A 26,774-nucleotide genomic window follows, 5' to 3' on the forward strand; every position below is an offset into this window, starting at 1 on the left:
AGGGGAACTCAGCGAAAACCCATATTTCAAAGAGAAGGAGATAATATTTGCTTCTTCTTGGGGAGATTATCAAGTTAAAATGCACAGTGACGTTGAACAGGGAACGATTGCCCCTCCGCCAAAAAAAGGCGAGCATAGGGATGAAATATTAAATGACATCCTGATTTGAAAAGGAGTTTGCACATTTCCAAAATAACAAAACCGCTTGAACCTGTACTAGGTCTCAAGCGGTTAGATTACTTATTCGAAGACTTTCTTAACATCGTATCCATTTTGCTTAAAATAGGCCAAAATTCCATTTTCACCTTCTAAGTGCCCCACGCCAACAGCAACAAAATAAATATCACCACTACTTATATACGATTCAAATTTTTTTACCCAAATTTTATTTCTGTCATCAACAAGAATTTTATTTTGCTTCTTTTCAAATTCATCTACCGACTCATTATGGTTAAACTGTCTTCCTTGGATATATTCTGTATATAGTTGTTCTAGCTGCCGTTTGGATTCTGTGAATGTAGGAATTTGCTTACTCACTCTATCGGCGTCCTTCTCGGTGTACACTTTTCGCATAGCTTCAATTTGCTCATTTTGTGTTTCCAAGTATTGAGGGGTGAGATGATATAATTCCGCCAGTTCCGCTATTTTTTGATCTACTCCATACTCTGACGATAAATCATCAAAGCCTGTACTCAAAAATAATCCCATGACAAACCAAAATTGATATTTTTGTAGTAAAGAATAATCAAGGTTATATTCTTTTGCCCGCTGCTTTAGAATGGCTATTGCCTCATCAGATAAATAATCCTCTAAAGTCTCATCATCTTTTAATAAATACAATTCTTTCTTGTCCATTATGTCAGAAGCCGATGTTTCAGTGACAAGGAATTTCGATTTTGCAAGGGCTTGCTCTATTTTTCGAGGAAAGGGATACATTTCTGCCTTCCCAATATGAATGGTTCCAAGCAGGTACATATAGTGATTGTTTTTTTCTATTTTATAAAAAGGCCATGCCACATCCAGCTTTGCTTCCTTTCGTGATTGATTCGCAGCGACGGAACCGCTATTTAGAAAAATACATATAAAAAAAGGAATCATAAGGATTACTAAACGCATCATGATGAACGCCGCCTTCAAAATGTTTATTGTTACTTTCCCACAAATATCGTTATTTAATGACGAAATTTAAGTAGGAAAAACGGTATAATGAAAGTAGTTAATTTTGCAAAATGAAAGGAGAAACAATCTTGTTTGAAAAAACACTCCCACTACTCAATTCCTATTTCGGTTATAGCTCCTTCCGTAACGGTCAAGAACAGGCAATCCGTTCGGTATTAGCCGGCAATAATACGATTTGTGTTATGCCGACCGGAGGCGGTAAATCCATCTGTTATCAAATTCCTGCACTTGTCCTTCCGGGTACCACGATTGTTATTTCCCCACTGATATCTTTAATGAAGGATCAGGTAGATACCCTCATTCAAGCGGGAATCCCAGCCACTTTTATTAATAGTTCGATAAGTTACAGCGAGGCAAATAAGCGGATCTATGAAGCAAAACATGGGAAATACAAGCTTTTATACATAGCACCAGAGAGATTAGAATCATTTGAATTTGTAGAAGACCTGAAAAACATGGATATCCCACTTGTCGCCGTCGACGAAGCTCACTGTATCTCGCAGTGGGGACATGATTTCCGCCCAAGCTACCGTCATATTCAACAAATGATTCATAGTCTGCCGCAGCAGCCAAATGTTCTTGCCTTAACGGCAACAGCAACGCCGAGAGTTCGTGATGATATTTGCGAGCTGTTAAATATTAATGAAAGAAATACAATTATCACAGGGTTTGAGCGAGAAAACCTATCTTTCTCGGTGATCAAAGGGCAGGACAGGCAAAGGTTTCTCCTGGATTATCTAAAAAAGAATGAACAGGAAGCGGGGATTATTTATGCAGCAACTCGAAAGAATGTTGATCAGCTTTATGAAAAGCTCCGTAAAGAGAACGTCAATGTTGCCCGCTACCACGCGGGCATGGGTGACGTGGACCGCGCTCGTGAGCAAGAACGATTTTTAGAAGATAAAGCATCCGTTATGGTTGCGACCTCTGCCTTTGGGATGGGGATCGATAAGAGTAATATCCGCTATGTAGTTCACTACCAGATGCCGAAAAACATGGAGAGCTATTATCAGGAAGCTGGACGTGCCGGACGGGACGGGCTAGACAGTGAATGTATTATGCTGTATTCGCCGCAAGATGTTCAGGTGCAGCGCTTTTTAATTGACCAATCCAGTGACAGGAGCCGGATGACACAGGAATTAGAGAAACTGCAGCAGATGGCTGATTATTGCCATACGGAAAACTGCTTGCAGGAGTTCATTTTAAACTATTTTGGCGAAACAGACACAGATGCTTGTGGCAGATGCGGCAACTGTTTGGATTCCAGGGCAAGCATTGATGTCACGAAGGAAGCACAAATGGTGATGTCCTGTGTGATTCGAATGGGGCAGCGTTTTGGGAAAAACATTACTGCACAGGTGTTAACGGGATCGAAAAATAAAAAAGTAATCGAGATGGGCTTTGAGCGGCTTACGACCTATGGAATCATGAAAGATCAAGGTGCGAAAGAGGTCAGCGATTTTATTGAGTTTTTGATTTCACAGGAGTTACTCGCGATTGAACAAGGACAATTTCCGACGATTTATGTTTCACCGAAAGGAAAGGATGTTCTTTTAGGTAATGAGCAGGTTTATCGAAGAGAAGCGGTTAAAGTTAAACAAGTATCGAAAAATGATCCGTTATTTGAGGAGCTGCGGGATGTCCGCAGAAGGATAGCCGAAACGGAAAAAGTACCGCCATTCGTTATTTTTTCAGACGCTGCCCTTAAAGACATGTGTGCAAGACTTCCGAAAACAAGTGAAGAATTTTTACAGGTCAGCGGGGTTGGGGAGCATAAGCTGAAGAAATACGGACTTGAATTCATTCAAGCCATCCGTGCTTTTTTAGAAACCAATCCGGATTATCGAAGCGAAATCCAACCAGAATCGGCAGCATCGAAAAAGGCTGCTAAAAAAACGGCGGTTGGGGAATCGCATTTGGAGACATTGACATTAAATCAAAAGCACCTATCGATTGAGGAAATTGCTGAACAACGCGAGCTTGCGGTCAGCACAGTGGAAAACCATTTACTTCAATGTGCTCAGCAAGGTATGGAGGTGGACTTTTCCAGGCATATTCCAAGTGAATACCTGCCACTGTTAGAAAAGGCCGTGGAAGAAGCCGGACGTGAACGGTTAAAACCAATCAAGGAACTCCTTCCAGAAGAAGTTAATTACTTTATGATAAAAGTGTATGTTTATTATTTAAGTAGAAAGAAGTAGAGGAGTAGCTTGCACGCCCCCAGTCACTCTTATTTTTAGAGATTGTGGTAAAATATGTTAATATTAAACTATCAATTAAGTTAGAAGGTGATGATTATCAACGATGTCGTATTATCGATCAAGGATTTAGAAAAGCATTATGGCATAAACAATGTCCTAAAAGGGATAAATTTAACTGTTTATCGCGGGCAAATTATCGGTTACATTGGGCCAAATGGCGCCGGTAAAAGCACGACAATTAAGATTTTGCTCGGGATTGAAGGGGATTATTACGGCAAGGTAGAGATTTTTGGCAAAGAAGTTTCGGAATCGAATATCGACTATAAACGGAAAATAGGCTATGTCCCGGAAATAGCTGAGCTCTATGATAATCTCACCGCAATGGAGTACTTAACCTTTGTCGGAGAATTATACGGAATGGATTTTCAAGCAGCTGATGAAAAGGCGCAAAGGTTGATGAAGGTGTTTGGCTTAGAGGAAGTGTACCGCTCACGAATTGCATCATACTCTAAGGGAATGCGGCAAAAGGTACTGATTGTCTCCAGTTTATTACATAACCCGGATCTGTTATTTTTAGATGAGCCGTTAAGTGGTCTCGATGCTAACAGCGTGATGATTTTTAAAGAAATACTGTCCATTTTGGCGGCACAGGGTAAAACCATTTTCTATTCGTCGCATATCATGGATGTCGTTGAGAAAATAAGCAACCGGATTATCCTCATTAATGATGGGAAAATTGTCGCAGATGGCAGTTTTCTTGAGTTGAAGGAACAAAATAAGGAAGGAACACTGGAGCAGATTTTTAATCAGCTGACTGGTTTTAATGAATATAGGGTTTTAGCAGAGGAATTTGTATCCATTGTTCAAGAGGGGTAACAGATGAAAGATTTCCAAACTCTGAGATTCCTCGATTTATTCCGCGGCATTTTTGAACGCTTTGGTATTAATTACGTTGTTATGCGAAAAGTATTGACGGTCAAACTGACTATGGATGGGAGAAGGACTCCGACCGTCTTTAACCAGCAGGCAAAAAAGAAGAAGAAACCCGAAGAAAATGGCTTTATCAAATCATTAGGTATGTATGTACTGCTAAGCCTCATGCTCATTCCATTTGTTCTGCTTGAAAGCAGCTTTATTTATCAAATGAGCATTCTTTTTGGGATTGTCATGTTTTTGGTGATGACATCAATGATTTCCGATTTTTCGAATGTCCTGCTTGATGTCAGAGATAAGGGGATTCTTCTGACAAAGCCAGTTGATAAAAAGACATTAAATATGGCAAAAACAATTCATATTTGTATTTACTTAGTCCTTTTAACGGCAGCGCTAACCGCAATCCCATTAGTGATTGGGACCTTTAAACATGGGATCTTATTTTTACTCCTATTCATCATCGGACTTATTTTAGTCAATCTATTCATTGTCGTATTGACGGCGATTATTTATTATTTCATTTTGCGGTTTTTCGATGGTGAAAAACTGAAGGATATCATTAATTACGTACAAATTGGATTATCGATTTCAATTGCCGTTGGCTATCAGGTATTAGCAAGAGCCTTTAGCTTTGTCGATATGAAAATTTCTTTTACACCAAGCTGGTGGCAATTTTTTATCCCGCCAATTTGGTTTGGCTCGCCATTTGAGCTAGTCTTAAAGCACCGTTCAGACTTTTATCTAGTTTCTTTTTCACTATTGGCATTGGTTATACCGCTAGTCTCCATCGGTATCTATAGCCGGATGATGCCATCTTTTGAAAGAAATCTGCAAAAACTTTCGAATAACAGTGGGGGAAGCAAACAAAGGGAGCGGAAATGGAAAATTGGGCTTGCAAAGGTGATTTGCCGAAGTCGGGAAGAAAGGGTCTTTTTTCGCTTTGCCGACCAAATGATGCGAAATGAGAGAGAATTCCGCTTAAAGGTCTATCCCGCCTTAGGATTATCACTTGTTTTCCCGTTTGTGTTTTTGTTTAATGAAATCCAAATGAATTCCTATGCCCATTTGGTTTCAAGTAAATGGTATTTATCGGTTTATTTTAGCTGCTTGATGATTCCGAATGCCATTGCCATGCTGAAATACTCAGGGAAATACAAAGGGGCATGGATTTACCAAACAGCACCCATTCAAAACCTGGCGCCATTATACAGCTCAGTCCTCAAAGTGTTTATTGTGAACCTCTTTTTGCCGGTTTATTTGATTGTATGTACTATCTTTATTACAATTTTCGGGGGAAAAGTCGTTGATGATTTATTGGTTATTTTTGTGACCGCTATTTTATTCACGGTTATTTGCTCGAACTATCTTAAAGGTACATTGCCATTTTCAGAATCATTTGAGGATGCCTTACAAAGCGGAGGACTAAAAGTATTTCTTGCAACACTCTGTATTGCAGCCTTTACCGGCATCCATTATGGCGCGACATTGATTCCATTTGGTGTGCCGATATATTTTATCGTGCTTGTGGCTGTTACGATTTTTAGCTGGAAGGGTGCATATAAGACAATTTGGGTTTTTAAATGAAAAATGCTGTCATTAGAATGGCCCCACCCCAAGAAGACAGCTGTTTATAATTAATAGAATTATTATTATATGAATGTTTCTATTATTGTCGATATCTCTCTAATCATGTGTATATTTCCCCGGTAATTTTGTCGATAAAAAGAACAGGTCAGCTAGTCCTGTTCTTTTTCATATTCATCCAAAAATGGTTTATTAGCATAATAGTACATCATGGCCATAAAAACAGAGCCGCCAATAAGGTTGCCAATTGTAACTGGTACTAAATTATGGATTACTCCGCCCCATGAAATGGTCCCAGGATGGTTTAAGACTAAGGCTATTGCAAATGTACACATATTGGCGATACTATGCTCATAGCCGGAAATAAAGAAGCAAAAGACAAATAGCATCATGGCAAACATTTTCGGTCCATCCCCCTTTAACCCCATCGGCAAAAAGAAGGCCATGCAGACAAGCCAATTACAAAGAATGGCTCGGAAAAATAACTCTGTCGTCGGCACCTGCATTTTAATCTCCACGACATGAAGTAAAAATCCATTAACCGATGATTCGGTATAAAGTCCTGTTGTGAATATAATAAATGCAAATACAGCAGCCCCTAAAATGTTTCCGGCATAACTGCAAACCCAAAGCTTCACAACATCGATCCAGGCCATTTTTTTACGAAGAGCGGCATAGGTGTAATAGAACGTATTTCCGGTAAACAAATCCCCGCCGCCATAGGCGATTAAAATGATAGCCGCTCCAAACGTGAATGCTGCCATCGGATAGGCAAAGGGGGAATGTTCAAGGTAAAAAAAGTTCCCAGTCTTAAAGGCAACAATGACCCCAAATCCGATAAACATACTGGCAAGCATCGCTCTTAGGATATACCGAAGAACGCTTTGCTTAAATATTTTCACCTTTTTTAAAGCAAGTTTTTCTGCTTCGCCTAAAGGCTGCATTTCCATTTCACATAACCACCATTTCCACATTCGTTTTATCATCTATTTATTTTTTGACGAAAAGCGGTGGGATATGTATGCGTCAGGCAAAATTCGTATGTTAGATATAAACCGAGAGTAGGTAACATAGAATGTGATAATCGTTTTGAATTAGCACATCTGACCCAAAATCAGCTATAATAAAAAGGTTTTGTTAAGACTAATTGCAAGGAGTTTAGTATGTTAAAAATGAAAACTATAACACCACAATATGATCCATGGGAAGCTTATATGGATATAGAGGAATATGGAAAGCCCCAGCTTACGAACATTGAATTCACGACGACAACATTATGTAATATGCGCTGTGAGCATTGCGCCGTTGGGTATACGTTACAGACAAAGGATCCTAATTCACTTCCGCTTGAACTATTACTACAAAGACTGGAAGAAGTTCCGGCGCTCCGTTCTCTGAGCATTACTGGAGGGGAACCAATGCTGTCGTTATCATCCGTTAAAGATTATGTGTTCCCTATTTTGAAATATGCCCATGAACGCGGGGTCCGCACACAAATAAACTCGAACCTAACCCTTGAGTTAGCCAGGTATGAGTTAATTGTTCCATATTTAGATGTATTACATATTTCCCACAACTGGGGAACGGTCAATGACTTTGTTGAGGGCGGCTTTGCAAGGATGGAGCGCAAGCCTGATTATGCACAACGAGAAAAATATTTTACCAGAATGATAGAAAACAGCCGCGAGCTTGTCAAAGCCGGTGTGATGGTATCCGCAGAAACGATGTTAAACAAACGGACATTGCCGCATTTAGAAAATATCCACCATCAAATCGTTGATGAAATGCTCTGCGGCCGTCATGAGGTGCACCCAATGTACCCAAGTGATTTTGCTAGTAATCTGGAAACTTTGTCGTTGGCGGAAATCAGGAAGGCGATCCATCACCTGCTGGATATTCGGAATGAAAAGGCATGGATGTTATTTGGAACGCTGCCATTCTATGCTTGCAGCAGTAATCAGGAGGATTTAGAACTGTTAAAAAGACTTTATCGCAGCAAGAATGTAACTGTAAGGAACGACCCCGATGGACGTTCCCGTTTGAATGTCAACATATTTAATGGTGATATTATTGTTACCGATTTTGGAGATACGCCGCCGTTAGGAAATATCCAATCCACGAAATTAAATACTGCCTATGAAACGTGGCAATCATCAGCATTGGCCAAAGAATTAAGCTGCCACTGTCCAGCCGTTTCCTGCCTCGGACCTAACATTTTAGTGAAAAATAGCTATTATCAAGATGGTGATTTCAGCGCACGAAAAAACCAAATTATAAAATAAAAACGGGGATTACCCGTTTTTTTTACTTTAAACCCTTATCGATTAGACTGTATGCTTCACTAGCTTTGGATGCCTGTGCATGGAAACAAAGAGAATCATTCCGCTTATGATTAACAAGGTGCTGGTACTGATAAAGACCGCGGAAAAGCCGAAGGAACCGGAAATAAATCCACCTAACATCGGACCGAAAATGTTTCCGAGGAATCGCAAGCTTGTGTTGTAGCCAAGAACTTCTCCTTGCATTGCGATTGGGGCTTCTTGGCGAATATAGGCAATCCGAACTGGAATTATCCCGCCAATCGTGACACCGAGTGTAAAGCGAATGATGACAAGCTGCCAAAAGCTCGTGACTGCGGCACCTGGCAGATAGAAAATTCCCGCCAAAAAAAGCAGAATGATTAGGATCTTTACATAGCCGACCCTATCTGCAATTTTTCCCCATCTTCTTGACATCATAAGATTGCCTAGGCCAGCTGCGGAAAAAGCAATACCGGAATAAAAGGCGATATTTGTTGTTCCATGCAATTCACTAACAAATAGGGACAGAATCGGTTGAATACTGAAGTGAGCAATTTGAACAAGGGCGGAGATAAGCAGTACGGTTAACAAAATGGGGTTCCGGACAATATGATGCAGGACTTCTTTACTGGAATAATGTGATTTTGATCCCTTTTGTAATTCCAATTGAAATTCCTTGGTTTCGATTACAAGTAAAGCAGAAATGAAAATGGATATGGCCGTCCATTTAAAGGTGGTAGCATAGCCCAGCGAATCAGCTAATACGCCTCCGAGCATCGGGCCAAATAATGAACCGGTAATGCTTCCTGTTTGCAGCGTTCCAAGGACACGTCCGGCAATTTGTTTGGGTGTTTGTGTGGAGATGAAGGCTTGTGACATTGAGATAAAGCCTGAGAAAAATCCCATGAAAAAGCGGAGAATAAATAATTGCCAGACTGATTGGACAAAGCCCATAAGAAAAATGGATAAAGCCATCCCTAGACCAGAAAAGATGAGGATTTTCTTTCTGCCATAGCGGTCGCCAATTCTACCCCAAATAGGCGAGAAAAGGAAGGCAGAAACAAAGGTAACCCCAAATGTTAAACCAGACCAATGCTGGACGTATTTTTCGGAAAACTTTCCAAACGTCTCGATGTATAGGGAAATGAACGGTAAAACCATTGTCATACTCCCGGAAACAAAGAAGTTTGCAAACCACATAATCATCAAATTTCGTTTTGCACTTTCCTGCTGAGTCACTCCCAAAACACTCCTTTCTGCAATATATTTCGGGATGCTAAATATTATCATAACGAAATTTCCACCAATTATAAAGTAATATCTACTATTTGTAGTTTCTAAAAACATGTGATTAAAAATTGCTTCGTAGGCTTGTTTTGATTTAAACTAAGTAACAAATGTTAAAATATGTGGTGAATAATTGATGGGAAATCAAGTTGAAAAGACATCCGATGTGATGGAGGTTTGCCTGCTCGCGGGGAAAATTATGCTGCAAAGCGGCGGGGAAACATACCGGGTTGAAGATACAATGATGCGGATTGCCGCCTCTTACGGAGTTGAAAACTCTCATAGTTATGTAACGCCGACAGGAATTATTTTTTCGGCGGAAAGTACAGGACCGACAAGGACAAAGCTTATCCGAATCTTTGAGCGTTCTACAGACCTAAAGAAGGTCGCTATGGTTAATAGCCTATCCAGAAGTATTAGCAGCGGGGAAGTAAATCTAAAGGATGCCTGGGAACAGTTAAGGGAAATGGACTCCTTAAATGTTACCTTTCCACTTAAGTATCAAGTAGCAGCAGCCTCAATTGCGAGCGGATGCTTCATGATTATGTTTAAAGGAAGTTGGGGAGACTTTATCCCGGCCATGATAGCAGGCGGGGCAGGGTACTATAGTTTTGTCCACTTCCACCGTTTTGTTCCCATCAAATTTTTCTCAGAGTTTTTGGCCGCCTTTGTCATCGGTTTACTTTCTTTATTATTTGTAAAAGTAGGGATTGGACAGCAGGTAGATAAAATAATTATTGGTTCAGTCATGTCATTGGTACCTGGTCTTTTATTAACAAATGCAATTAGAGATTTAATGGCGGGACATTTGGTATCGGGTTTGTCAAAGGGAGCAGAAGCATTTTTGACGGCCTTCGCCATTGGTGCGGGAATTGCAGTTGTCGTATCGTTTTTGTGAAGGTGAGGCGGGTGTAAAGTGGAAATCTTGGCCCAGATGATAACAAGCTTTATTGCAACAAGTGCATTTGGCATTATTTTTAATGCGCCGAAAAAAACATTATTGAAATGCGGCCTGATTGGCATGGGCGGATGGATGGTTTATTATCTGCTTGAAGGTTTTTTTGATAATCCGATTTTGGCTACATTGGCAGCCACGATATTTATTGCTGTTCTTAGCCAGGAACTGGCAAAGTTTTATAAAAAGCCCGTGATAATTTTCAGTGTCGCGGGGATCATTCCACTGGTTCCGGGCGGTATGGCCTATAATGCCATGCGCCACTTTGTCGTAAATGACTACATTGCGGCATTAGCAATGGCAGCAAAAGTATTCATGATTGCCGGCTCAATTGCCTTCGGGCTAGTCTTTTCAGAAGTCATCAATCAAGTGATCCGAAAAATTAATCAAAATAAGGTCCGAACAAAAAAACCTCTTTTAGTTAAACGCTAAAAGAGGTTTTTTCTTAAGAATATATTAAGGAAAAACAAGTAGTCTGATTTGGTAATCATTTTCCTTTCATCCTGTTTGATATGATTATATAATAGGATATTAATAGTATCCTGCAAATATACTACAAGGAATGGTATACATATCTATGAAAAAATTGTTGACGATCATAATTATTTTATTTATATCATTTATTGGAGCAAAAACAATTGTTGCAGGCAGATTTAACTGGCAGACGGTTGTTCAAATAAAGGAATCGGTCCAAACCAAGACAAATGAAGTTGTTACTCAACTTAACGGAAAAGTGCAAAAAGTAAACGATGCCGTACTTTCGGATGAAGTTAAACCTTCAGGGGAAGCCCCAAAACCTATTCTAGAACCAGCATTTCCCGATCATATGCTGCTGGATGTGCCATTATTGAATCAGATGGATCGACCCAAATTGTACAACGGCTGTGAGGTAACGAGCTTGGCGATGATTCTTAACTATCATGGGGTAAATGTGACAAAGAACGAGCTGGCTGAAAAAATAAAAACAGTCCCGTTTAACTATGGTAATGGAAAAAAGGGAAATCCCAACGACGGATTTGTTGGGGATATGGCAAATGGCCCGGGTCTTGGAGTTTACAACGGGCCGGTATTTGAATTGGCTCAGAAATATGTTGGTGATAAAGCCATAAATCTAACGAATAGCTCGTTTACAGATATACTAAAAAAAGTGGGGCAGGGGCTGCCGGTGTGGATTATTACCACTTCAAATTTTACCCCAGTTTCTGTATTCCAAACGTGGGATACACCGCAGGGGAAAATCGATATTACTTTTAGTGAGCATAGTGTGGCTATTACCGGATACGATGAAAGCTATATTTATGTAAATGATCCCTATGGAGAGAAGAACAAAAAAGTAAACCGTGAGAATTTTATTAAGGCATGGGAGCAAATGGGCAAGCAAGCGATTGTTATAGAAAAATAAATTATTAAAAATATAATGAAATGGGCGAAGGCAGAGGAATAAACGATTCCTCTGCCTTCTTAGCTTTTGATTCAAGTAGAATCCAGATCGTAACTTGTGAATGGTTGTCTTTATCATTCATCCATCGCAAGGTAAAAATTTACTTTATTGTAATTGTTAATAAAAACAAGTTTGCCGCGGTTATTCTTCCACCTGATGGTTTTATACCTAAACGACGTAAGCCCTACCTCTCTTACATCCTAACGGCTCCGAAGCCGATCCAGTGTGAATAAGTTTTTATCTTAAAACATAAGCAGAATGCCAGAAAAAAATTCCTACATTGCGTTATCTCTATATATTACAAGTTACTTTAATGTGAAGCACAAATATTAATATTAAAGGTTTTTTTGTTGGATGTCAATAGGTTATAAGTATTTTGTTATCAACAGCAATTTTTATTCTAAACAAGGAATAACTTATTCGTTAATAGAAGTAGTATTTAAAAAATCCACTGAGGGGATGAGATAGGATGGATGGCTTTGTTTATAAAGATTATGATGGGATTGGGCTTGCGGAATTAATGAAAAAGAAGGAGCTGCAACCAAAAGAAGTCGCCGCAGAAGCAATGAAAATGATTGAACAGCATAATCCAAAGCTAAATGCTGTCATTCGTCATTTCCATGAAAAGGTAGAAAATGAAGCAGAAACGATTGATTTGAACGGTACCTTTGCAGGTGTACCGATGCTCCTAAAGGACATCGTCCAAGAAGTAGCAGGAGAAAAGATTACCTCTGGCTCTAAGGCATACCAAAGCTATGTGGCAAAAGCCGATTCTGAATATGTCAAACAGGTACGCTTAACGGGGGCACTGTTTCTAGGCCAAACTAACGTTCCTGAGTTTGCGTTAATGGGAATTACTGAACCAGTTTTTTACGGTCCAACTAGAAATCCGTGGAACCTTAACCATACTCCAGGTGGTTCTAGCGGTGGGTCGGCTGCCGCAGTTTCAAGCGGAATGGTCCCGATTGCCGGGGCAAATGACGGCGGTGGTTCCATTCGGATTCCAGGAGCCTATTGCGGACTATTTGGTTTGAAGCCGACCAGAGGACAAACACCTGTTGGGCCGAGTCACGGCAGGCTTTGGCAAGGGGCTTCTGTTGATCATATTTTGTCACGATCGGTAAGAGATAGTGCGGCAATGCTAGATGAAATAAGTATGTATGAAAAAACTGCAGCTTTCTATGTACCGCCTTTCAATGGCTCCTATCTCCAACAAAGCCAAACCCATTCTAATAAAAAGTGTACCATCGCTTTTTCTCTGGAATCACCGCTTGGAACGGAGGTACATCATGAATGTAAGCAGGCCGTCCTTAAAGCAGCAAAGCTTTTAGAATCAATGGGACATCATGTTGTTGAGGCGGCTTCCCCTGTAGATGGCAGGAGAATAGCACAAAGCTATTTAACGATGTATTTTGGCGAGGTGGCAGCGTCTATCTCTGCACTTGAAGACGTTCTCGGACGGAAAGCAGTCATGAGTGACGTGGAGCCGGCTACGTGGATATTAGGTTTAGTTGGAAAGGCTACATCAGCAGAATCCCTTGAGTATTAGAGAATGGGACAAAGCAGCAATTGCAATGGAACAATTTCACGAAACATATGATTTTTATTTAACACCGACTACTGCATTTCCGCCGGCTAAGATTGGCGAACTTGAACCAAGTAAATCTGAAAAATTTGCTATGCAGGTGACGGGAAAACTTGGACTGGGGGCTCTTTTAAAAAAGCTGGGAACAATAGAACAAGTTGCTGAAAATAATTTAAAAAGGACTCCTTTCACCCAGCTGGCAAACCTAACAGGCCAGCCTGCGATGACGGTCCCCATTCATCTAACAGAAGGCGGTCTTCCATGCGGTGTCCAATTTATGGCGGCAAGGGGAAGAGAGGATCTGTTGTTCTCATTGGCCGGTCAGCTTGAACAAACCTCGGAGTGGATTTCCGTACAAATAAATCCCTTTTACCAAAAATAGTCGCTGGCTGTGGAAGACCTTGGTGGTCTTCTTATTTTTTTGGGAGTCTTGTATCTGATGAAATTTAGCGAAATGTGTCGAAAATCATAGTTTTTTCATATTTAATGTCATCTATTTCCTCAAAAGATGGTAATATGGTAGGAGAGAATATTTTTAAAAAGTTTTCAGATTATTTGTTAGCAGAACTAGGTTAAGGAGTCACTCTCATGAAGGAAAGCAACAATAGTCCTAAATTAATATATGAAGAGAAAAAGGCGATAAAGCTTTTTTTGTGGTTGTTTTATATATTTTATTTTTCATTTGATATCATTTGGTATTTGTTTTTGCCCCATTTTTCATCATTTGGTGATAAGGATTTTTTAAAGGATGGGCTTGGTTATTGGATTTTTATTTTAGTTGGTTGTCTATTACCAATTTCTATTTATATCATTCAAAAGGGAAATCTTTATCGTGTTAAGTTCATATTTCTTTCATGCTATATCGTAATTGATATAATTGATAACCTTATTAGATATTTTGGAACTTCACTTCAATTTGCATCTGGGAACATAGTTGATTTATTATTTATTTTCTTTTCGCCGATATTTGTAAATAAGCGATATTTTTGGACAGTCTCATTTGGGATAATTGGAAAATATATTTTTATGGGACTAATCCTGCAAAATCCAGAAGTAATACCCCCAATTGTTGTTCTGACAATATTAGCGGCAGTCGCATTTATTGTCTTAAATAGATTTAATTCCTATATAAGTTCCTTAACTACTGTTCATGAAGACCTTCGACAAAAAGAAAAGCTTGCTGTCATCGGCCAGATGGCTGCAGCTATAGGCCATGAAATTCGTAATCCGCTATCATCACTAAAAGGATTTACACAGTTGCAACAGGAACGGAATCCAAATGGTAACGATTTTTATCCAATAATGATACAAGAAATTGATCGAATAAATTCAATTGTAAATGATTTAATGTATCTGGGAAAACCTAGAGAAATCAAATTTCAAAATGCAAGTATTGAAGAAATTATTTCGTATACTTTATCGATTACTAACCAGCAGGCTGAGAGACAAGGGGTTACTGTAGAAACGGAAATAGCAGGACCATTGCCGCCGATTGAATGTGATGAAAAACAACTGAAGCAAGTGTTTATTAATTTAATAAAGAATGCAGTTGAATCCATGCCTAATGGCGGGAGGATTCATATCAAAGCGAATATTTTAAAAGAACGAGAAATATTAATTTCTATTGAAGATGAAGGGTGCGGCATTGCTGACGACCTTATTGCCAACCTTAAAGTACCCTTTTTTACTACAAAAAAAGATGGTACCGGACTTGGTTTAATGGTGTCAAATCAAATTATTGAGGACCACAAAGGTTACATGGAAATTGCAAGCCAACCTGATAAAGGAACAATAGTGAATGTAACATTACCTATAATACAAGAAATTTTTAGAAATAAATAGTTCTATAATTATACAAAAATCTTCAATATATAGTGTTTCATGGGTCGTTTGAATGATATATAATGAAGAAGAATACGGGATTTTAATAGATTTTGTAAAAAAAATTAATCTTTTACTTGGGAATATTCGAAATTGTGTTAAAATTACCACATCCCTGTTTTACAAACAATGTAAAAATAAGGTGTTGTAATAGTTACACTTGGAGGAATTTATGATACCACATGAAGAAAAACAAACAGTGAAATGGTTTCTAGTATTTTTCTACATTATTATGATTGGTTATGACATTTTTTATTACTATTTAGCTCCAATCTTTATTACTCATAAAAAAAGTGGCCTACCTAGCAATTATTGGTATATTAACTATATCGCATTATTAATAATGATTCCTATCATGTATTACTTAAGTAAGGTAAAGAAGCAACATTGGATTAAATACGTTTTTTTTGTTAGTTACGCTTTAACAGGTTGTATTGCTGATATACTCTCCTATTTTGGAAAGGGAGATTCCTATTTCAGTGGAAATATGGTAGAAGTATTTTTGATTTTATCTTTACCACTTTTTCTTAATACAAATTATTTTTGGATTGTAAGTCTAGGTATGGAAGCAAAATACCTATTAACGGGTATTGTTTTAAATACATCTTATGTAATTATGCCTATTGTCTTAATCATTATTTTATCTATTATGGCATTCTTTTTATTAAGCCGCTTCCAGGGATATGTTCGTTCTATTAGTACTTCCTATGATAATCAATTGGAAGGGATTGTGAAGGGCGTTATAGCCACATTAGAACTAAAGGACCCTTATACTAGAGGTCATAGTGAACGTGTAGCTAGCTATGCTTTATTATTAGTTCAAAAGCTGGGTAAATTCTCAAAAGAAGAACAAAAGTCTTTTTATTACGCATGCTTATTACATGATATTGGTAAAGTCCATATACCCGATTCTATTTTGATGAAACCAGGGAAGCTTACAAAAGAAGAATTTGAAATAATCAAGTCGCACCCTGGTGTAGGTGCAGAAGCAGTAAAAAATGTTGAGGGCATAAAGGATTGTATTTGTGTCATTCGTTCTCATCATGAACGGTGGGATGGGAAAGGTTATCCTGATCAATTTAAGGGCGAAGAAATCCCTTTTCTTGCAAGAGTGGCTGCTGTTGCGGATGCTTTTGATGCAATGACATCTTCCAGATCCTATCGATCTGCGATGCCGGTTGAAGAAGCTTATAAACGTATTGTTGAAGGTCAGGGTTCCCAATTCGACCCAATATTAGTAGAGGAATTTAAAAAAATATTCCCTACTTGGGTCGAATTTCATAAGAAATATCAATGGACAAAACAATGGGAGTTCCCAAAGGAGGTGGAGTTATGAAAATCCGTAAGCTTAAAAAAGTTAAGACAACATGTTGGTGGTGTCCTTATTTAGGAGTGAGACCATAGGAATGAAGGATGCTAGCAAATGCTACGCATCCTTCTTTATTTTTAATAAATTACAAGATAAAGGGTGTTAACATGAGCCTTACACTCAATTCAACGTTATTGCTAGTTCCTATCGAGATTCGCAAAGATAAGAAACATTATATTGTTGAAGATATAGCTGCTGATGAATTTTATGAGATGCCAACAGTTTGTATTGATGCGATTAATATGATCAATCAGGGGAACCAACTAGGTGAGATAGAAAGAAAACTAAAGGGAAAATATCCTGATGAAGAGGTGAATCTACTAGATTTTGCAAATCAATTACTTGAATTGAAACTAATTGAAGCAATTAATGGAATCAAGATTGAAAAAAAGATCCTTGAAAAGGAAGATAACAACTTTCAATGGCTCTCACCTAGGATAGGAAGATTCTTCTTTAATAAGTTTACCTATTTTTTCTATATTATTTTATTCGTTACAAATTTAATCCTATTTATTGTCAAGCCGAACTTATTTCCCCATTATGAAGATATATTTGTTTCCGAAATCATGATGCTAAATGTAATCTTATGGATGACATTCTCGTTTTTACTTGTTCTCATCCATGAATTTGGTCATATTTTGGCCATGAGAGCTTATAACCTACCGACAAAGCTGGAGATTGGCCATCGAATGTTTTTTGTTGTTTTCGAAACGGATATGGCAGCGAGTTGGAAACTTGCGGCTAAAGATCGAAATGTATTATTTTTAGCTGGCCTTTGTTTCGATATGGTAGTCCTGTTTAGTGTCCTAGTTTGTCAATTAACTTTTCAAAATGACTTCACCCTGGGGTTAACAAGTTTAGCCATTTTTGATATTTTTATGAGAGTTGCCTTTCAATGCTGTATTTATATGAAGACAGATTTATATTTTGTCTTTGAAAGTCTTTCTGGTTGTTACAATCTAATGGAAAATGCAAACCAGACCATTCGGAAATGGTTTCCGTTTCTTAAAAAAAACCCCTTGGACGAAGTTGAATTTGAAAGCGAACGAAAGACGATCTTCTTATATTCCATCTTCTATGTTATTGGTGTACTAGTAACTATAGTTTTATATGCAAAATTTTATATTCCGGAAATATTACATGCAGGGCATATACTGCTTCCAGGGTTTATGGAATCACCAACAAGCCTTGTTTTCTGGGATGCAGTGATATTCTCACTACAGATTAGCCTTTTCTTGCTGTTATTGTTGTACTCTTGGAGAAAAAAATACCGCAAGGCTTAGCTTTTGAACTTTGATTACTGTCTAGCTCCAGCGCCCTAGCGGCTAGTGTCCTTCGCTCTCCGCCCTACGATAAGTCAACATCGAATCGCCTCCGGCTCTTCGTGTTTCCTTTATCTCAGTTGGAGTGCTCCAGGCCATACGCCGCTGAACAGGGCGCTTGCGCTTTTCTAATTGTGACAAACCTTTGTCTAAAATGATTTTTCTCAGGGTTTTTTCCCCCTAGGATGGGGGAGTTCCCCTATATAGATAACACGTCTATTTTTCTTACAATAAGGGTAAGAAAAAGGAAGTGTTATTTTTTTTGAGGAGGAGCATGAAATGCAGGCCAATACTTCAATACCTAAAAAACCGGGAAGCTCAGTTAATGATGCGTTTGCATCCCATTTTGCGAAGTCAATGTTTCTAACGGTTGTCGGACTACTGATCTTAACGTTTATCGGAACAAGAATGTTTACACATGTCGATTTGAATCTATATGGATATATGGTAGGAACAATTGTGTTTATCGGCGGTTTCTTCTACCGCTTTATTGCCTGGGGCGAAAGACCGCCAACTAAACTTTTTATCAAAAAGGGCTTTAAGTTGCTTTTTAAAAAAAGCACACCTAAAACGGCTGTCAATCATTTAGCGATTTACGATTTTATCCGTAATCGTGGACTTTACCGCTGGGTTCAGCATATTTTAATTGGCTGGGGCTGCGTCCTAGCGTGCTTAGTTACTTTCCCGCTCGTATTCAGCTGGATGTATTTTACGATGGAAGACAATGGCTACTATACAATCGTGTTATTTGGAATGAACATCATGCAAGTAAAAGCCGATGGCATTATCGCATGGTTATCTTACAATGCCCTTAACATTGCTGCAATCATGGTTACAGCTGGCGTTTGCATGGCGCTTTACCGCCGCTTGAAAAATATGCAGGCTAGAGCAGAGCAAAAATTTATGTACGACTTTTTACCGCTTTACCTTTTATTATTCATTTCAATTACTGGACTTTTATTAACGTTTCAAAACGTTGTTTTACATGGCTGGATGCAGCCGCAAATGTCATTGATCCATCAATTTTCCGTAATCGTGACACTTATCTATCTGCCATTCGGAAAGCTTGCCCATATCCCTTTCCGGCCAATGAGCGTTTTTGCAAGAAACTACCGTGAACATTATGGGGAACAACATATGAAAGAATGTAAGGTGTGCGGAGAACATTTTGTATCAGTAGAACAAACCAACGATGTTATTCAAGTGTTGGGCGTCAATGAGATTGAATTCAATATGCAAGATGGCTTTAATCTCGCAGAATTATGTCTGCCGTGCCGTAGAAAATACCGGATTTCTAGATTCTCAGGATTCGCGACGCATCAAGTGAAAGTCAAGGAGGCAAACCAGAATGCAAAGGGATAAGTTTTTTAAAGAAATCGAAAATGTACGTCACCCAAATGAGACGCTTATTAAAACACACTGCAGCTACTGCGGCATGCAATGTGGGATGAATCTACGTGTGAATACAAAAACAAATAAAATTATCGGGGTAGAACCTCGTTATGACTGGCCGGTTACTGTCGGAAAAATGTGTCCCAAAGGGGTTACTGCTTACCAGCAAACAAACCATGATGATCGCTTATTAAAACCGTTAATTCGCGATGATGCCTCCCTTAAAGGGACGAAAGAAGGCTTCCGCGAAGCTTCATGGGAAGAAGCTTATGAATTAATTGCGAAAAAGTTTACTGAACTTCAAGAGAAATACGGGAAAGATACATTGTCTGTCTTCAGTGGTGTATCGATGACAAACGAAAAATGCTATTTAACAGGTAAGTTTGCACGTGTCGCACTGCAAACACGCTATATCGATTATAACGGCAGATTCTGTATGTCAAGTGCCGCAGGTGGTTTCCTTCGTTCATTCGGTGTTGACCGTGGTTCGAACATTACCTTGGACAGATCTTCATGAAACAGATTGTTTATTTATTGCGGGAAGCAACACTGCCGAATGCCATCCAACTTCCATGTTCCGTGTTTGGGCAGTTCAGGAAAGAGGCGGATACTTAATCGTTGCCGATCCGCGAGAAACCCCAATAGCCAGAAGAGCAGATGTTCATTTAGATTTAAGACCAGGAACAGATCTAGCTCTTGCAAATGGCATTTTAAATCTTTTAATTCAAAACGGCTATGCCGATGAAGAATTTGTTAACAATCATACAAATGGCTTTGAAGAAACAAAAGAATTGGTGAAAGAATTCACTCCGGAATATACAAGTGAAATTACAGGAGTCGCACCTGAAAAGATCATTCGAGCTGCTGAAATTTACGGAAAAGCACCAAATGCTGTTGTGATGTTTGCCCGTGGGATTGAGCAGCAGCATAAAGGAGTCGACAACGTATCGGCTTACACAAACATGGCTTTAGTAACTGGAAAAATTGGCCGTCCAAAATCAGGGGTTGCCACTTTTACAGGACAAGGAAATGGTCAAGGTGGTCGGGAACATGGTCAGAAGTCAGACTTACTTCCAGGCTACCGTAAAATTACGAATCCTAAGCATGTTGAAGAAGTATGTCAGGTTTGGGGAATTACTCCAGAAGAAATGCCGCAGCCGGGTGTTTCAGCTTATGAAATGTTTGAATTAATGGAGCAGAAAGTGATTCGCAGTATGTACTTGCTTTGTTCGAATCCTGCTGTATCTGCACCAAACTTAAACTTTGTCCGTAAAGCTATGAAGGGCTTGGATTTCATGGTTTGTGCAGACTTCTATCTATCAGAATCAGCAGAATTTGCTGATGTTGTGCTTCCAACGGTTACTTGGTCAGAAGATGAAGGAACCGTAACAAATTTAGAAGGTCGGATTATAAAGATCAATAAAGCCCAAGAGCCACTTGGTGAATCAAAGCCTGATTGGCAGATTCAAGCGGAGCTTGCAGAATACCTTGGCAGAGGAAAGTACTTCTCCCATTTAAAAACAGCGAGAGATGTGGCGGATGAGTTCCGCTTAGCATCAAAAGGCGGTTATGCCGATTACTATGGTGCAACATGGGATAAAATCGACAAACAAGATGGTGTCTTCTGGCCTTGTAAGGATGAAAACGACGAAGGAACACCACATATGTTTTTGGATAAAAAATTCTATCATCCAGATGGAAAGGCAAAAATTTGCGCCCTTCCATACCGCCCGCCGGCAGAAGAGCCTGATGCGGAGTATCCATTGCGCTTAACAACCGGACGTGTCGTTTATCATTATTTATCGGGGAACCAAACTCGCCGGATTCAATTTTTACGTGACATGTGCCCAGAGCCATATGTGGAAGTACATCCTGAAACAGCGGCGAAATACAATATTGAACATGAAGAATATGTCCGCCTTTATACACGCAGAGGCGAAGCGGAATATAAAGTGAAAATTACTGAAGCCATCCGGAAAGATACTGTATTTGTGCCATACCATTTTGGTCATGACAAATCTATTAATCTCTTAACGATTGCCGCACTTGACCCAATGTCACGGATGCCGGAATTTAAGGCGTGTGCCGCGCAGATTGAAAAATTAGAAATGAAGAAGGTGCAGTAAATGAAAAAGAGGCTTTATTTAGAACTTGAAAACTGTATAGGATGCCGCTCTTGTTTGGCGGCTTGTACACAGTGCGGAGGGCATGAGGAACGTAACCGTAACTATGTTTACGATGTTAACCCGCTTGTTAACCGTCAAACGATGCCTCTTATGTGCCTTCACTGCGTGAACCCGGCCTGTGCACGAAGCTGCCCTGCTCAGGCCATCCAAATTCATGAAACAGGTGCTGTCCTTTCAGCACTTGTCGAGAAGTGTATTGGCTGTCAAAACTGTACGATTGCCTGCCCGTATGGTATACCGAAGTTTGATACAGAGCAGAATCTAATGTATAAGTGTGATTTGTGCATCGACCGTACAAAGGACGGCATTCCGCCAATGTGTGCAAGTGTATGTCCATCAAACACACTCCAATGGTTAACGGATGAAGAAATAGAAGCAAAACAAAAGCAATTTAATTTAGATAATGGTAAATGGGTAACAAGCATGCCTTACTTAGAAGGCGAAACTAACGTTAAAGTGAACCTCCCTGGTATTCTTCAGGGCGTCACTAAACTGTTTTAGGAGGGATTAGGATGTCAGATAAAAATAATAAAATCCCGTTCAATGAAGATAACTATACACATAATATAAATCGCAACAATGAAAGAAAATTAGACCGCCGAGGATTCATGAAAACACTTGTTGGTGCAGCGGGTGTGTTCGCGGTATCCTCCCTTCCATGGGGAGTGCTGGCGGCAAAAGAATTAAATGGCCTTGGGGATAAAAAATATCCGAAGCAGAAAATTACTGATGTTAGTTCATTGCCGATTGGGGATGCGGTTGATTTCGCTTTCCCTGGAGAGCATGACAGCGCAATATTAATTCGCCTTTCCGAGGAAAAATACGTGGCCTATCAAAATGCATGTACCCATCTTCGCTGCCCAGTATTTTGGAAAAAGGACGAACAAGAAATGCTTTGCCCTTGTCATCACGGGAAATTTGATGTCGAAACAGGTGCGCCTACCGCAGGGCCTCCAAGACGTCCGCTGCCTGAAATTCATGTAAAGGTAGAAAACGGTGCGGTTTATGCCGTGGGGGTGAAACGTTATGAAGCGTAGTTACCTTCCTGTTGCACTCCTTCTAGCTGTTTTGATGTTAAACATTATTTTTACACAATATATGGTTCATCAATACTTTTATGAAAATTACACAAACACCATCATTGCTGCAGTCGTGAATGTGATTTTATTTCCAGTGGCCTTCCTTATTTATAAAAAAGGTGTGAATGTCAATGACTAGTGAAACCTATATTGATTTTTGTTTTGTAAGACCGGAATCAGGCGGTTTTGCAGCTGAAATTGATGAATTATTGAAAGATACCTTTGAAAAAAAACGGCTGAATTGGTTTTTAGAAGAAAAAACAATGGATGGTGCCGAGATGGTTGTAGCTGAAATAAAGGGAATGAGTGATTGGGGCTCAGAAGAAGAAACGATTAAGTTTATCGAGGAACATGCAGGTGAGAAGTTTTGGGAGTATCTGCAGGGATATAAAATGTTCATCTATCCTGCTAAGAGAGGATGTAACAGCTGTGGAACCCATTAAATTAGAGGATGTAAAGCGCTTTGCCGGTGAATCTGTGGAGATTATCATCCATGACGAAGAGGGTGGCGACCAGGCACCTGCTGTGAAGAAAACGGTGAAGAAGGTTCAATATTGCCCGGATGAAACACATATCCGATTTTACTTTGACGATTTTTATTTTCTCGCTGTGCCGCTTGCAAGTCGTGTAACAGAGACGGAAGATCAATGGTCAGCAACAGACCCCGAAAGTGGATTAACATATACAGTAAAAAAAGCGTAAGTGCCCGTTTAGTGAAGTCTACTAGCCGCTGGGCGCTGGAACTAGACACTAAAAAAGGTTCAGGTCTTTTAATTAAGAACCTGGCTTTTTTTTAAATAAGGTGGTGTAAAATTGGAGAATTTACATGCAAAGCAGCAGATTAGCTCCTATATCATTCATTCTCAAGAAGAGGAAATAAAACGAATTGCATTAGAACTGCACGAAGGTGTCGGCCAAAATCTGTACAGTATTTTAACAGGCTTGCAGTTTGTTGAATCAACCGCCAAAGAACCTCACATGAAAAATTATGTACGCGAAATGGAAATGCTGATTGAAAAGACGATTCAGGAAATAAGGCTGCTTTCAGTTGAACTGCATCCACCTTCCTTAACAACTCTCGGTTTACTTCCCGCAATGAAAAGCTATATTAAACTATATACTTCGACATTTGGCATATTAGTCGATTTGGAGTCGACGGGTGAGGAAAAAACGATTCCTGAAAGAAATAGAATCGCTATTTTCCGTGTCTGCCAGGAGGCACTTACAAATATTGCGAAATATGCGGATACATCTAATGTAAAAATGAATTTTGTCTGGAACATTCATGATTTAAAGATATCAATACACGATTTCGGTAGAGGATTTCAGCTTTTGGAACAGGAAGACGCTTATCATTCACCGGGTCTTGCAGCCATGAAAGAAAGAATGCTTCTAACTGGCGGACACTGCACCATATCATCTAAAATAGGGGAAGGTACATCTATTGAACTATCTCTGCCGATATAGAATTAAAGGAGAGTAAAGAATTGATAAAAATCCTATTGGTTGATGACCATGCTGTTGTTAGAAGCGGCTTAAGAATGCTCCTTCAAACTAATCCCGAAATGGAAGTTGTCGGGGAGGCCTCTGAAGGAAATGAAGGAATTAAAAAAGCTGTAAAGCTCGAACCGGATGTTGTGGTTATGGACTTGAGCATGCCGCATGGAAAAGATGGTCTGTCGGCAACGACAGAATTGAAGAAGTTAAAACCTAAAATAAATATATTAATACTTACGATGCATGATGATGAGGAATACTTATTCCGTGCCATTCAAGGCGGAGCATCAGGCTGTATTTTAAAAAGTGCACCGCATGATGAATTAATGGCGGCGATCGAGTCCGTTGCTGCTGGCGATGCCTATCTTCATCCATCAGCACAGAAAAGGTTAATGGAAGAATATTTGGGCAGCCTTAAACAAGATGGCAGTGATACCTATAATCTTTTATCCGATCGTGAAAAAGAGGTTTTAACATTAATAGCGAAAGGTTATTCCAACAAGGAAATAGCGGAGCAGCTAGTGATTAGTGTGAAAACGGTTGAAACTCATAAAGGAAACCTGATGGAAAAACTGCAAATGAAAACCCGGCCTGAGTTAGTGGAATATGCCGTTAAAAAGGGGTTATTAGGTTATGGTATTTAAGGAGAATTGCCTCTGATGAAAGAAATAAAGGATTTGGAAGCAGTTACGGACTTATGTAATAAATTGATGACTGAAGTGAATAGCGATTTTGTCGCTCTTGCATTCCAAAATGAATCTGGACCTGACGTCAGGTGGCTTTATGCAGCGGGCAATTTAAATGATAAGTACCAACGAATAACGGTCCGTTTCGGAAAAGGAATTGCCGGGAAAGTGATTTCAAGTGGCAGCCCGATGATGATGACAAACTTTCCACAGGATATTTTAGGAAAAGTTACCGATTATCCTATCGCACTTGCTGAAAAACTGGTGTCCTCTTATGCGGTTCCTTTATTTTTTCATTCTGTTCCTAAAGGAGTATTGCTCGTGGGAAAACGAGAGAGCTATTCTTTTAATGAAGCGGAGCAGGATCAGGTAAAGGAAGCTGCGCTATCCTTGGAGCAATTTTTAAAAGAGCACGTTTTGTGATGCGGAGGATGGAAATGGATAGAGAAATTCAGCAAACAAAAAATGAACTGATAGATTATAAATTTGCCCTTGATGCATCTTCGATTGTTGCGATCACTGATTCAAGGGGTATGATTACATATGTGAATGATCAATTTTGCCATATTTCCAAGTATTCACGGGAAGAACTTTTGGGTCAGGACCATCGAATTATCAATTCCGGTTATCATTCTCGAAACTTTTTTAAACAGATGTGGCAAACGATTGGGACGGGGAAGGTTTGGAAAGGTGAAATTTGCAATTTAGCAAAAGATGGAACTTATTATTGGGTTGATACAACGATTGTTCCATTCTTAAACGAACAGAGTAAGCCATATCAATATGTAGCGATTCGCTACGAAATTACAGAGCGAAAGCGTGTAGAACAGGAATTACAGAAAATGATGACAACCATCATTGATGTACAGGAAGAGGAAAGAAAGCGCTTGTCACGAAATTTACATGATGGAATTGGGCAAAATCTTTATAGCCACCTTATAACCATCAACCGGCTCCATTCTCAAATGGATCATCCATTGCTAGACCAGATGCAAATGGAAGCAACCCAATTAATTTGAGGAAATCCGCGAAATTTCCTGGGAACTGCGGCCGTCTGTTTTAGATGACCTTGGTTTAGTACCAGCCATCCGTTCCTATTTATCCCGTTATTCAGACCATTACCATATCGATGTTTATTTTGATTGCGTTTTGAACCGGCGCCTAGATATCAGTATAGAACTGACAATTTACCGAATTATTCAGGAGGCGTTGACCAATATTCGTAAATATGCGGAAGTTTCGGACGCCACCGTGATTATTAGAGAGCTGGATGATGTGGTACGGGTAATGATTGAAGACAAGGGGAAGGGGTTTAACATGGATGAGCGTTCGTCTGGAGTCGGTCTATTCAGCATGGATGAAAGAGCTCGCTCTGTTGGCGGTGAACTTACCATTAACGCTGTACCAGGGAAGGGAACCAAAATCATCTTGGAAGTACCCATTTCTACACAACAGTAAAAGAGGATGTCTTAATGGACATCCTCTTTCTACGTTAACATTGTTCTTATAGTTTAAAGGAGCTTTTTAATGAAACAATCCGGTTAAACACTAGTTTGTCCACTGTTGTATCCTTAGGATCGACGTTGAAGTAGCCGTGTCTAAAGAATTGGAACTTTTCCTGTGGTCTGCTTTCTCTCATGTTTGGTTCAACAAAGCCCTGCAGTACTTCCAATGAGTTTGGATTGACATGATCAAGGAATGTTTTTCCCTCGTCAGCATCTTCTTCCGTTTCGTCCAAAATTAACGGTTCATATAAACGGAATTCAGCAGGAACGGCATGGGTTACGAAGCGGCGCACGAAAAACGCGAAAGCGTTTCACGATAAATGCGAAAACGCCGATCCAGGTTGTTGGGTTTGGGGTTAATATCGGCTCAACTCCTAACGAAGCAGAGGACA

Annotated in this window: 24 protein-coding genes and 3 pseudogenes; 23 read left to right on the plus strand and 4 right to left on the minus strand. The window is 39.5% G+C overall.

What is annotated here, in order from left to right:
- Positions 1-240: 240 nt before the first annotated feature.
- Positions 241-1,119, minus strand: coding sequence for a TraB/GumN family protein (locus ACO1D1_RS13580; RefSeq protein ID WP_149868978.1), 879 nt, complete (start codon positions 1,117-1,119; stop codon positions 241-243).
- Positions 1,120-1,247: 128 nt separating this feature from the next.
- Here ACO1D1_RS13580 and recQ point away from each other — a divergent pair, with 128 nt between their 5' ends.
- The 3 genes from recQ (at position 1,248) to ACO1D1_RS13595 (ending at position 5,897) form a co-directional block, all read left to right on the plus strand.
- On the plus strand, positions 1,248-3,380 hold the full coding sequence (gene recQ, locus ACO1D1_RS13585) for a DNA helicase RecQ (protein WP_411675476.1): 2,133 nt from the start codon (positions 1,248-1,250) through the stop codon (positions 3,378-3,380).
- 90 nt (positions 3,381-3,470) lie between these two features.
- Positions 3,471-4,256, plus strand: coding sequence for an ABC transporter ATP-binding protein (locus ACO1D1_RS13590; protein ID WP_190284832.1), 786 nt, complete (start codon positions 3,471-3,473; stop codon positions 4,254-4,256).
- A 3-nt stretch (positions 4,257-4,259) separates the two neighbouring features.
- A complete protein-coding gene (locus tag ACO1D1_RS13595; RefSeq protein ID WP_149868980.1) occupies positions 4,260-5,897 on the plus strand; it encodes a hypothetical protein in 1,638 nt (545 codons plus the stop codon).
- 152 nt (positions 5,898-6,049) lie between these two features.
- Here ACO1D1_RS13595 and ACO1D1_RS13600 read toward each other — a convergent pair whose 3' ends face one another.
- Positions 6,050-6,847 (minus strand): formate/nitrite transporter family protein, encoded by a 798-nt coding sequence (locus ACO1D1_RS13600; RefSeq protein WP_149872616.1) that lies wholly within the window; start codon positions 6,845-6,847, stop codon positions 6,050-6,052.
- Between the two features lie 213 nt (positions 6,848-7,060).
- On the opposite strand from ACO1D1_RS13600, the gene yfkAB reads away from it, so the two are divergent.
- Positions 7,061-8,179: a radical SAM/CxCxxxxC motif protein YfkAB gene (yfkAB, locus tag ACO1D1_RS13605; protein WP_149868981.1), complete on the plus strand. Its 1,119-nt coding sequence runs from the start codon at positions 7,061-7,063 to the stop codon at positions 8,177-8,179.
- Positions 8,180-8,221: 42 nt separating this feature from the next.
- Here yfkAB and ACO1D1_RS13610 read toward each other — a convergent pair whose 3' ends face one another.
- Complete coding sequence (locus tag ACO1D1_RS13610) at positions 8,222-9,403, minus strand: MFS transporter (protein WP_149872617.1); 1,182 nt, start codon at positions 9,401-9,403, stop codon at positions 8,222-8,224.
- A 217-nt stretch (positions 9,404-9,620) separates the two neighbouring features.
- Between ACO1D1_RS13610 and ACO1D1_RS13615 the strand changes: the two genes are divergently transcribed.
- From ACO1D1_RS13615 to ACO1D1_RS13705, 19 genes and pseudogenes are all read left to right on the plus strand, one after another.
- Positions 9,621-10,382, plus strand: coding sequence for a threonine/serine exporter family protein (locus tag ACO1D1_RS13615; RefSeq protein ID WP_149868982.1), 762 nt, complete (start codon positions 9,621-9,623; stop codon positions 10,380-10,382).
- Positions 10,383-10,418: 36 nt separating this feature from the next.
- Positions 10,419-10,871 (plus strand): threonine/serine exporter family protein, encoded by a 453-nt coding sequence (locus ACO1D1_RS13620; protein WP_411675488.1) that lies wholly within the window; start codon positions 10,419-10,421, stop codon positions 10,869-10,871.
- A 145-nt stretch (positions 10,872-11,016) separates the two neighbouring features.
- Positions 11,017-11,841 (plus strand): C39 family peptidase, encoded by an 825-nt coding sequence (locus ACO1D1_RS13625; protein ID WP_149868984.1) that lies wholly within the window; start codon positions 11,017-11,019, stop codon positions 11,839-11,841.
- Between the two features lie 508 nt (positions 11,842-12,349).
- Entirely contained in the window at positions 12,350-13,429 is a 1,080-nt protein-coding gene (locus tag ACO1D1_RS13630) for an amidase (protein ID WP_423336213.1), read from the plus strand.
- Positions 13,419-13,847: an amidase family protein gene (locus ACO1D1_RS13635; RefSeq protein WP_423336214.1), complete on the plus strand. Its 429-nt coding sequence runs from the start codon at positions 13,419-13,421 to the stop codon at positions 13,845-13,847. The genes ACO1D1_RS13630 and ACO1D1_RS13635 overlap by 11 nt, the downstream gene beginning before the upstream one ends.
- A gap of 206 nt (positions 13,848-14,053) precedes the next feature.
- Positions 14,054-15,307, plus strand: a complete 1,254-nt coding sequence (locus ACO1D1_RS13640) for an ATP-binding protein (RefSeq protein WP_149868986.1) — start codon at positions 14,054-14,056, stop codon at positions 15,305-15,307.
- Positions 15,308-15,518: 211 nt separating this feature from the next.
- Entirely contained in the window at positions 15,519-16,682 is a 1,164-nt protein-coding gene (locus ACO1D1_RS13645; RefSeq protein ID WP_149868987.1) for an HD-GYP domain-containing protein, read from the plus strand.
- A gap of 140 nt (positions 16,683-16,822) precedes the next feature.
- A complete protein-coding gene (locus ACO1D1_RS13650) occupies positions 16,823-17,998 on the plus strand; it encodes a hypothetical protein (protein WP_149868988.1) in 1,176 nt (391 codons plus the stop codon).
- Positions 17,999-18,316: 318 nt separating this feature from the next.
- A complete protein-coding gene (locus tag ACO1D1_RS13655; protein ID WP_149868989.1) occupies positions 18,317-19,399 on the plus strand; it encodes a respiratory nitrate reductase subunit gamma in 1,083 nt (360 codons plus the stop codon).
- Positions 19,386-21,555 (plus strand): annotated as a pseudogene (locus tag ACO1D1_RS13660) (molybdopterin oxidoreductase family protein). The gene ACO1D1_RS13655 and the pseudogene ACO1D1_RS13660 overlap by 14 nt, the downstream one beginning before the upstream one ends.
- A complete protein-coding gene (locus tag ACO1D1_RS13665; protein ID WP_007086371.1) occupies positions 21,556-22,116 on the plus strand; it encodes a 4Fe-4S dicluster domain-containing protein in 561 nt (186 codons plus the stop codon).
- Between the two features lie 11 nt (positions 22,117-22,127).
- The gene (locus ACO1D1_RS13670; RefSeq protein WP_149868991.1) at positions 22,128-22,652 is read left to right on the plus strand and encodes a ubiquinol-cytochrome c reductase iron-sulfur subunit; all 525 of its coding nucleotides are present in this window, start codon (positions 22,128-22,130) and stop codon (positions 22,650-22,652) included.
- Positions 22,642-22,833, plus strand: coding sequence for a hypothetical protein (locus ACO1D1_RS13675; protein WP_149868992.1), 192 nt, complete (start codon positions 22,642-22,644; stop codon positions 22,831-22,833). The genes ACO1D1_RS13670 and ACO1D1_RS13675 overlap by 11 nt, the downstream gene beginning before the upstream one ends.
- Positions 22,826-23,137: a hypothetical protein gene (locus tag ACO1D1_RS13680; RefSeq protein WP_149868993.1), complete on the plus strand. Its 312-nt coding sequence runs from the start codon at positions 22,826-22,828 to the stop codon at positions 23,135-23,137. The genes ACO1D1_RS13675 and ACO1D1_RS13680 overlap by 8 nt, the downstream gene beginning before the upstream one ends.
- The gene (locus ACO1D1_RS13685) at positions 23,124-23,396 is read left to right on the plus strand and encodes a hypothetical protein (RefSeq protein ID WP_149868994.1); all 273 of its coding nucleotides are present in this window, start codon (positions 23,124-23,126) and stop codon (positions 23,394-23,396) included. The genes ACO1D1_RS13680 and ACO1D1_RS13685 overlap by 14 nt, the downstream gene beginning before the upstream one ends.
- Positions 23,397-23,507: 111 nt before the next feature.
- Positions 23,508-24,161: a sensor histidine kinase gene (locus ACO1D1_RS13690; RefSeq protein WP_149868995.1), complete on the plus strand. Its 654-nt coding sequence runs from the start codon at positions 23,508-23,510 to the stop codon at positions 24,159-24,161.
- A gap of 20 nt (positions 24,162-24,181) precedes the next feature.
- Positions 24,182-24,835: a response regulator gene (locus ACO1D1_RS13695; RefSeq protein WP_149868996.1), complete on the plus strand. Its 654-nt coding sequence runs from the start codon at positions 24,182-24,184 to the stop codon at positions 24,833-24,835.
- A 15-nt stretch (positions 24,836-24,850) separates the two neighbouring features.
- Positions 24,851-25,300: a GAF domain-containing protein gene (locus ACO1D1_RS13700; RefSeq protein WP_149868997.1), complete on the plus strand. Its 450-nt coding sequence runs from the start codon at positions 24,851-24,853 to the stop codon at positions 25,298-25,300.
- Positions 25,300-26,335 (plus strand): annotated as a pseudogene (locus ACO1D1_RS13705) (PAS domain-containing sensor histidine kinase). The gene ACO1D1_RS13700 and the pseudogene ACO1D1_RS13705 overlap by 1 nt, the downstream one beginning before the upstream one ends.
- Before the next feature lie 46 nt (positions 26,336-26,381).
- Here the strand turns inward: ACO1D1_RS13705 and ACO1D1_RS13710 are convergent.
- Positions 26,382-26,660 (minus strand): annotated as a pseudogene (locus ACO1D1_RS13710) (glutamine--tRNA ligase); the annotation flags it as partial.
- Positions 26,661-26,774 lie beyond the last annotated feature (114 nt).

Origin of the sequence: Neobacillus sp. 19, from assembly GCF_049463095.1 — a bacterium.
Classification (GTDB): Bacteria; Bacillota; Bacilli; order Bacillales; family Cytobacillaceae; genus Neobacillus.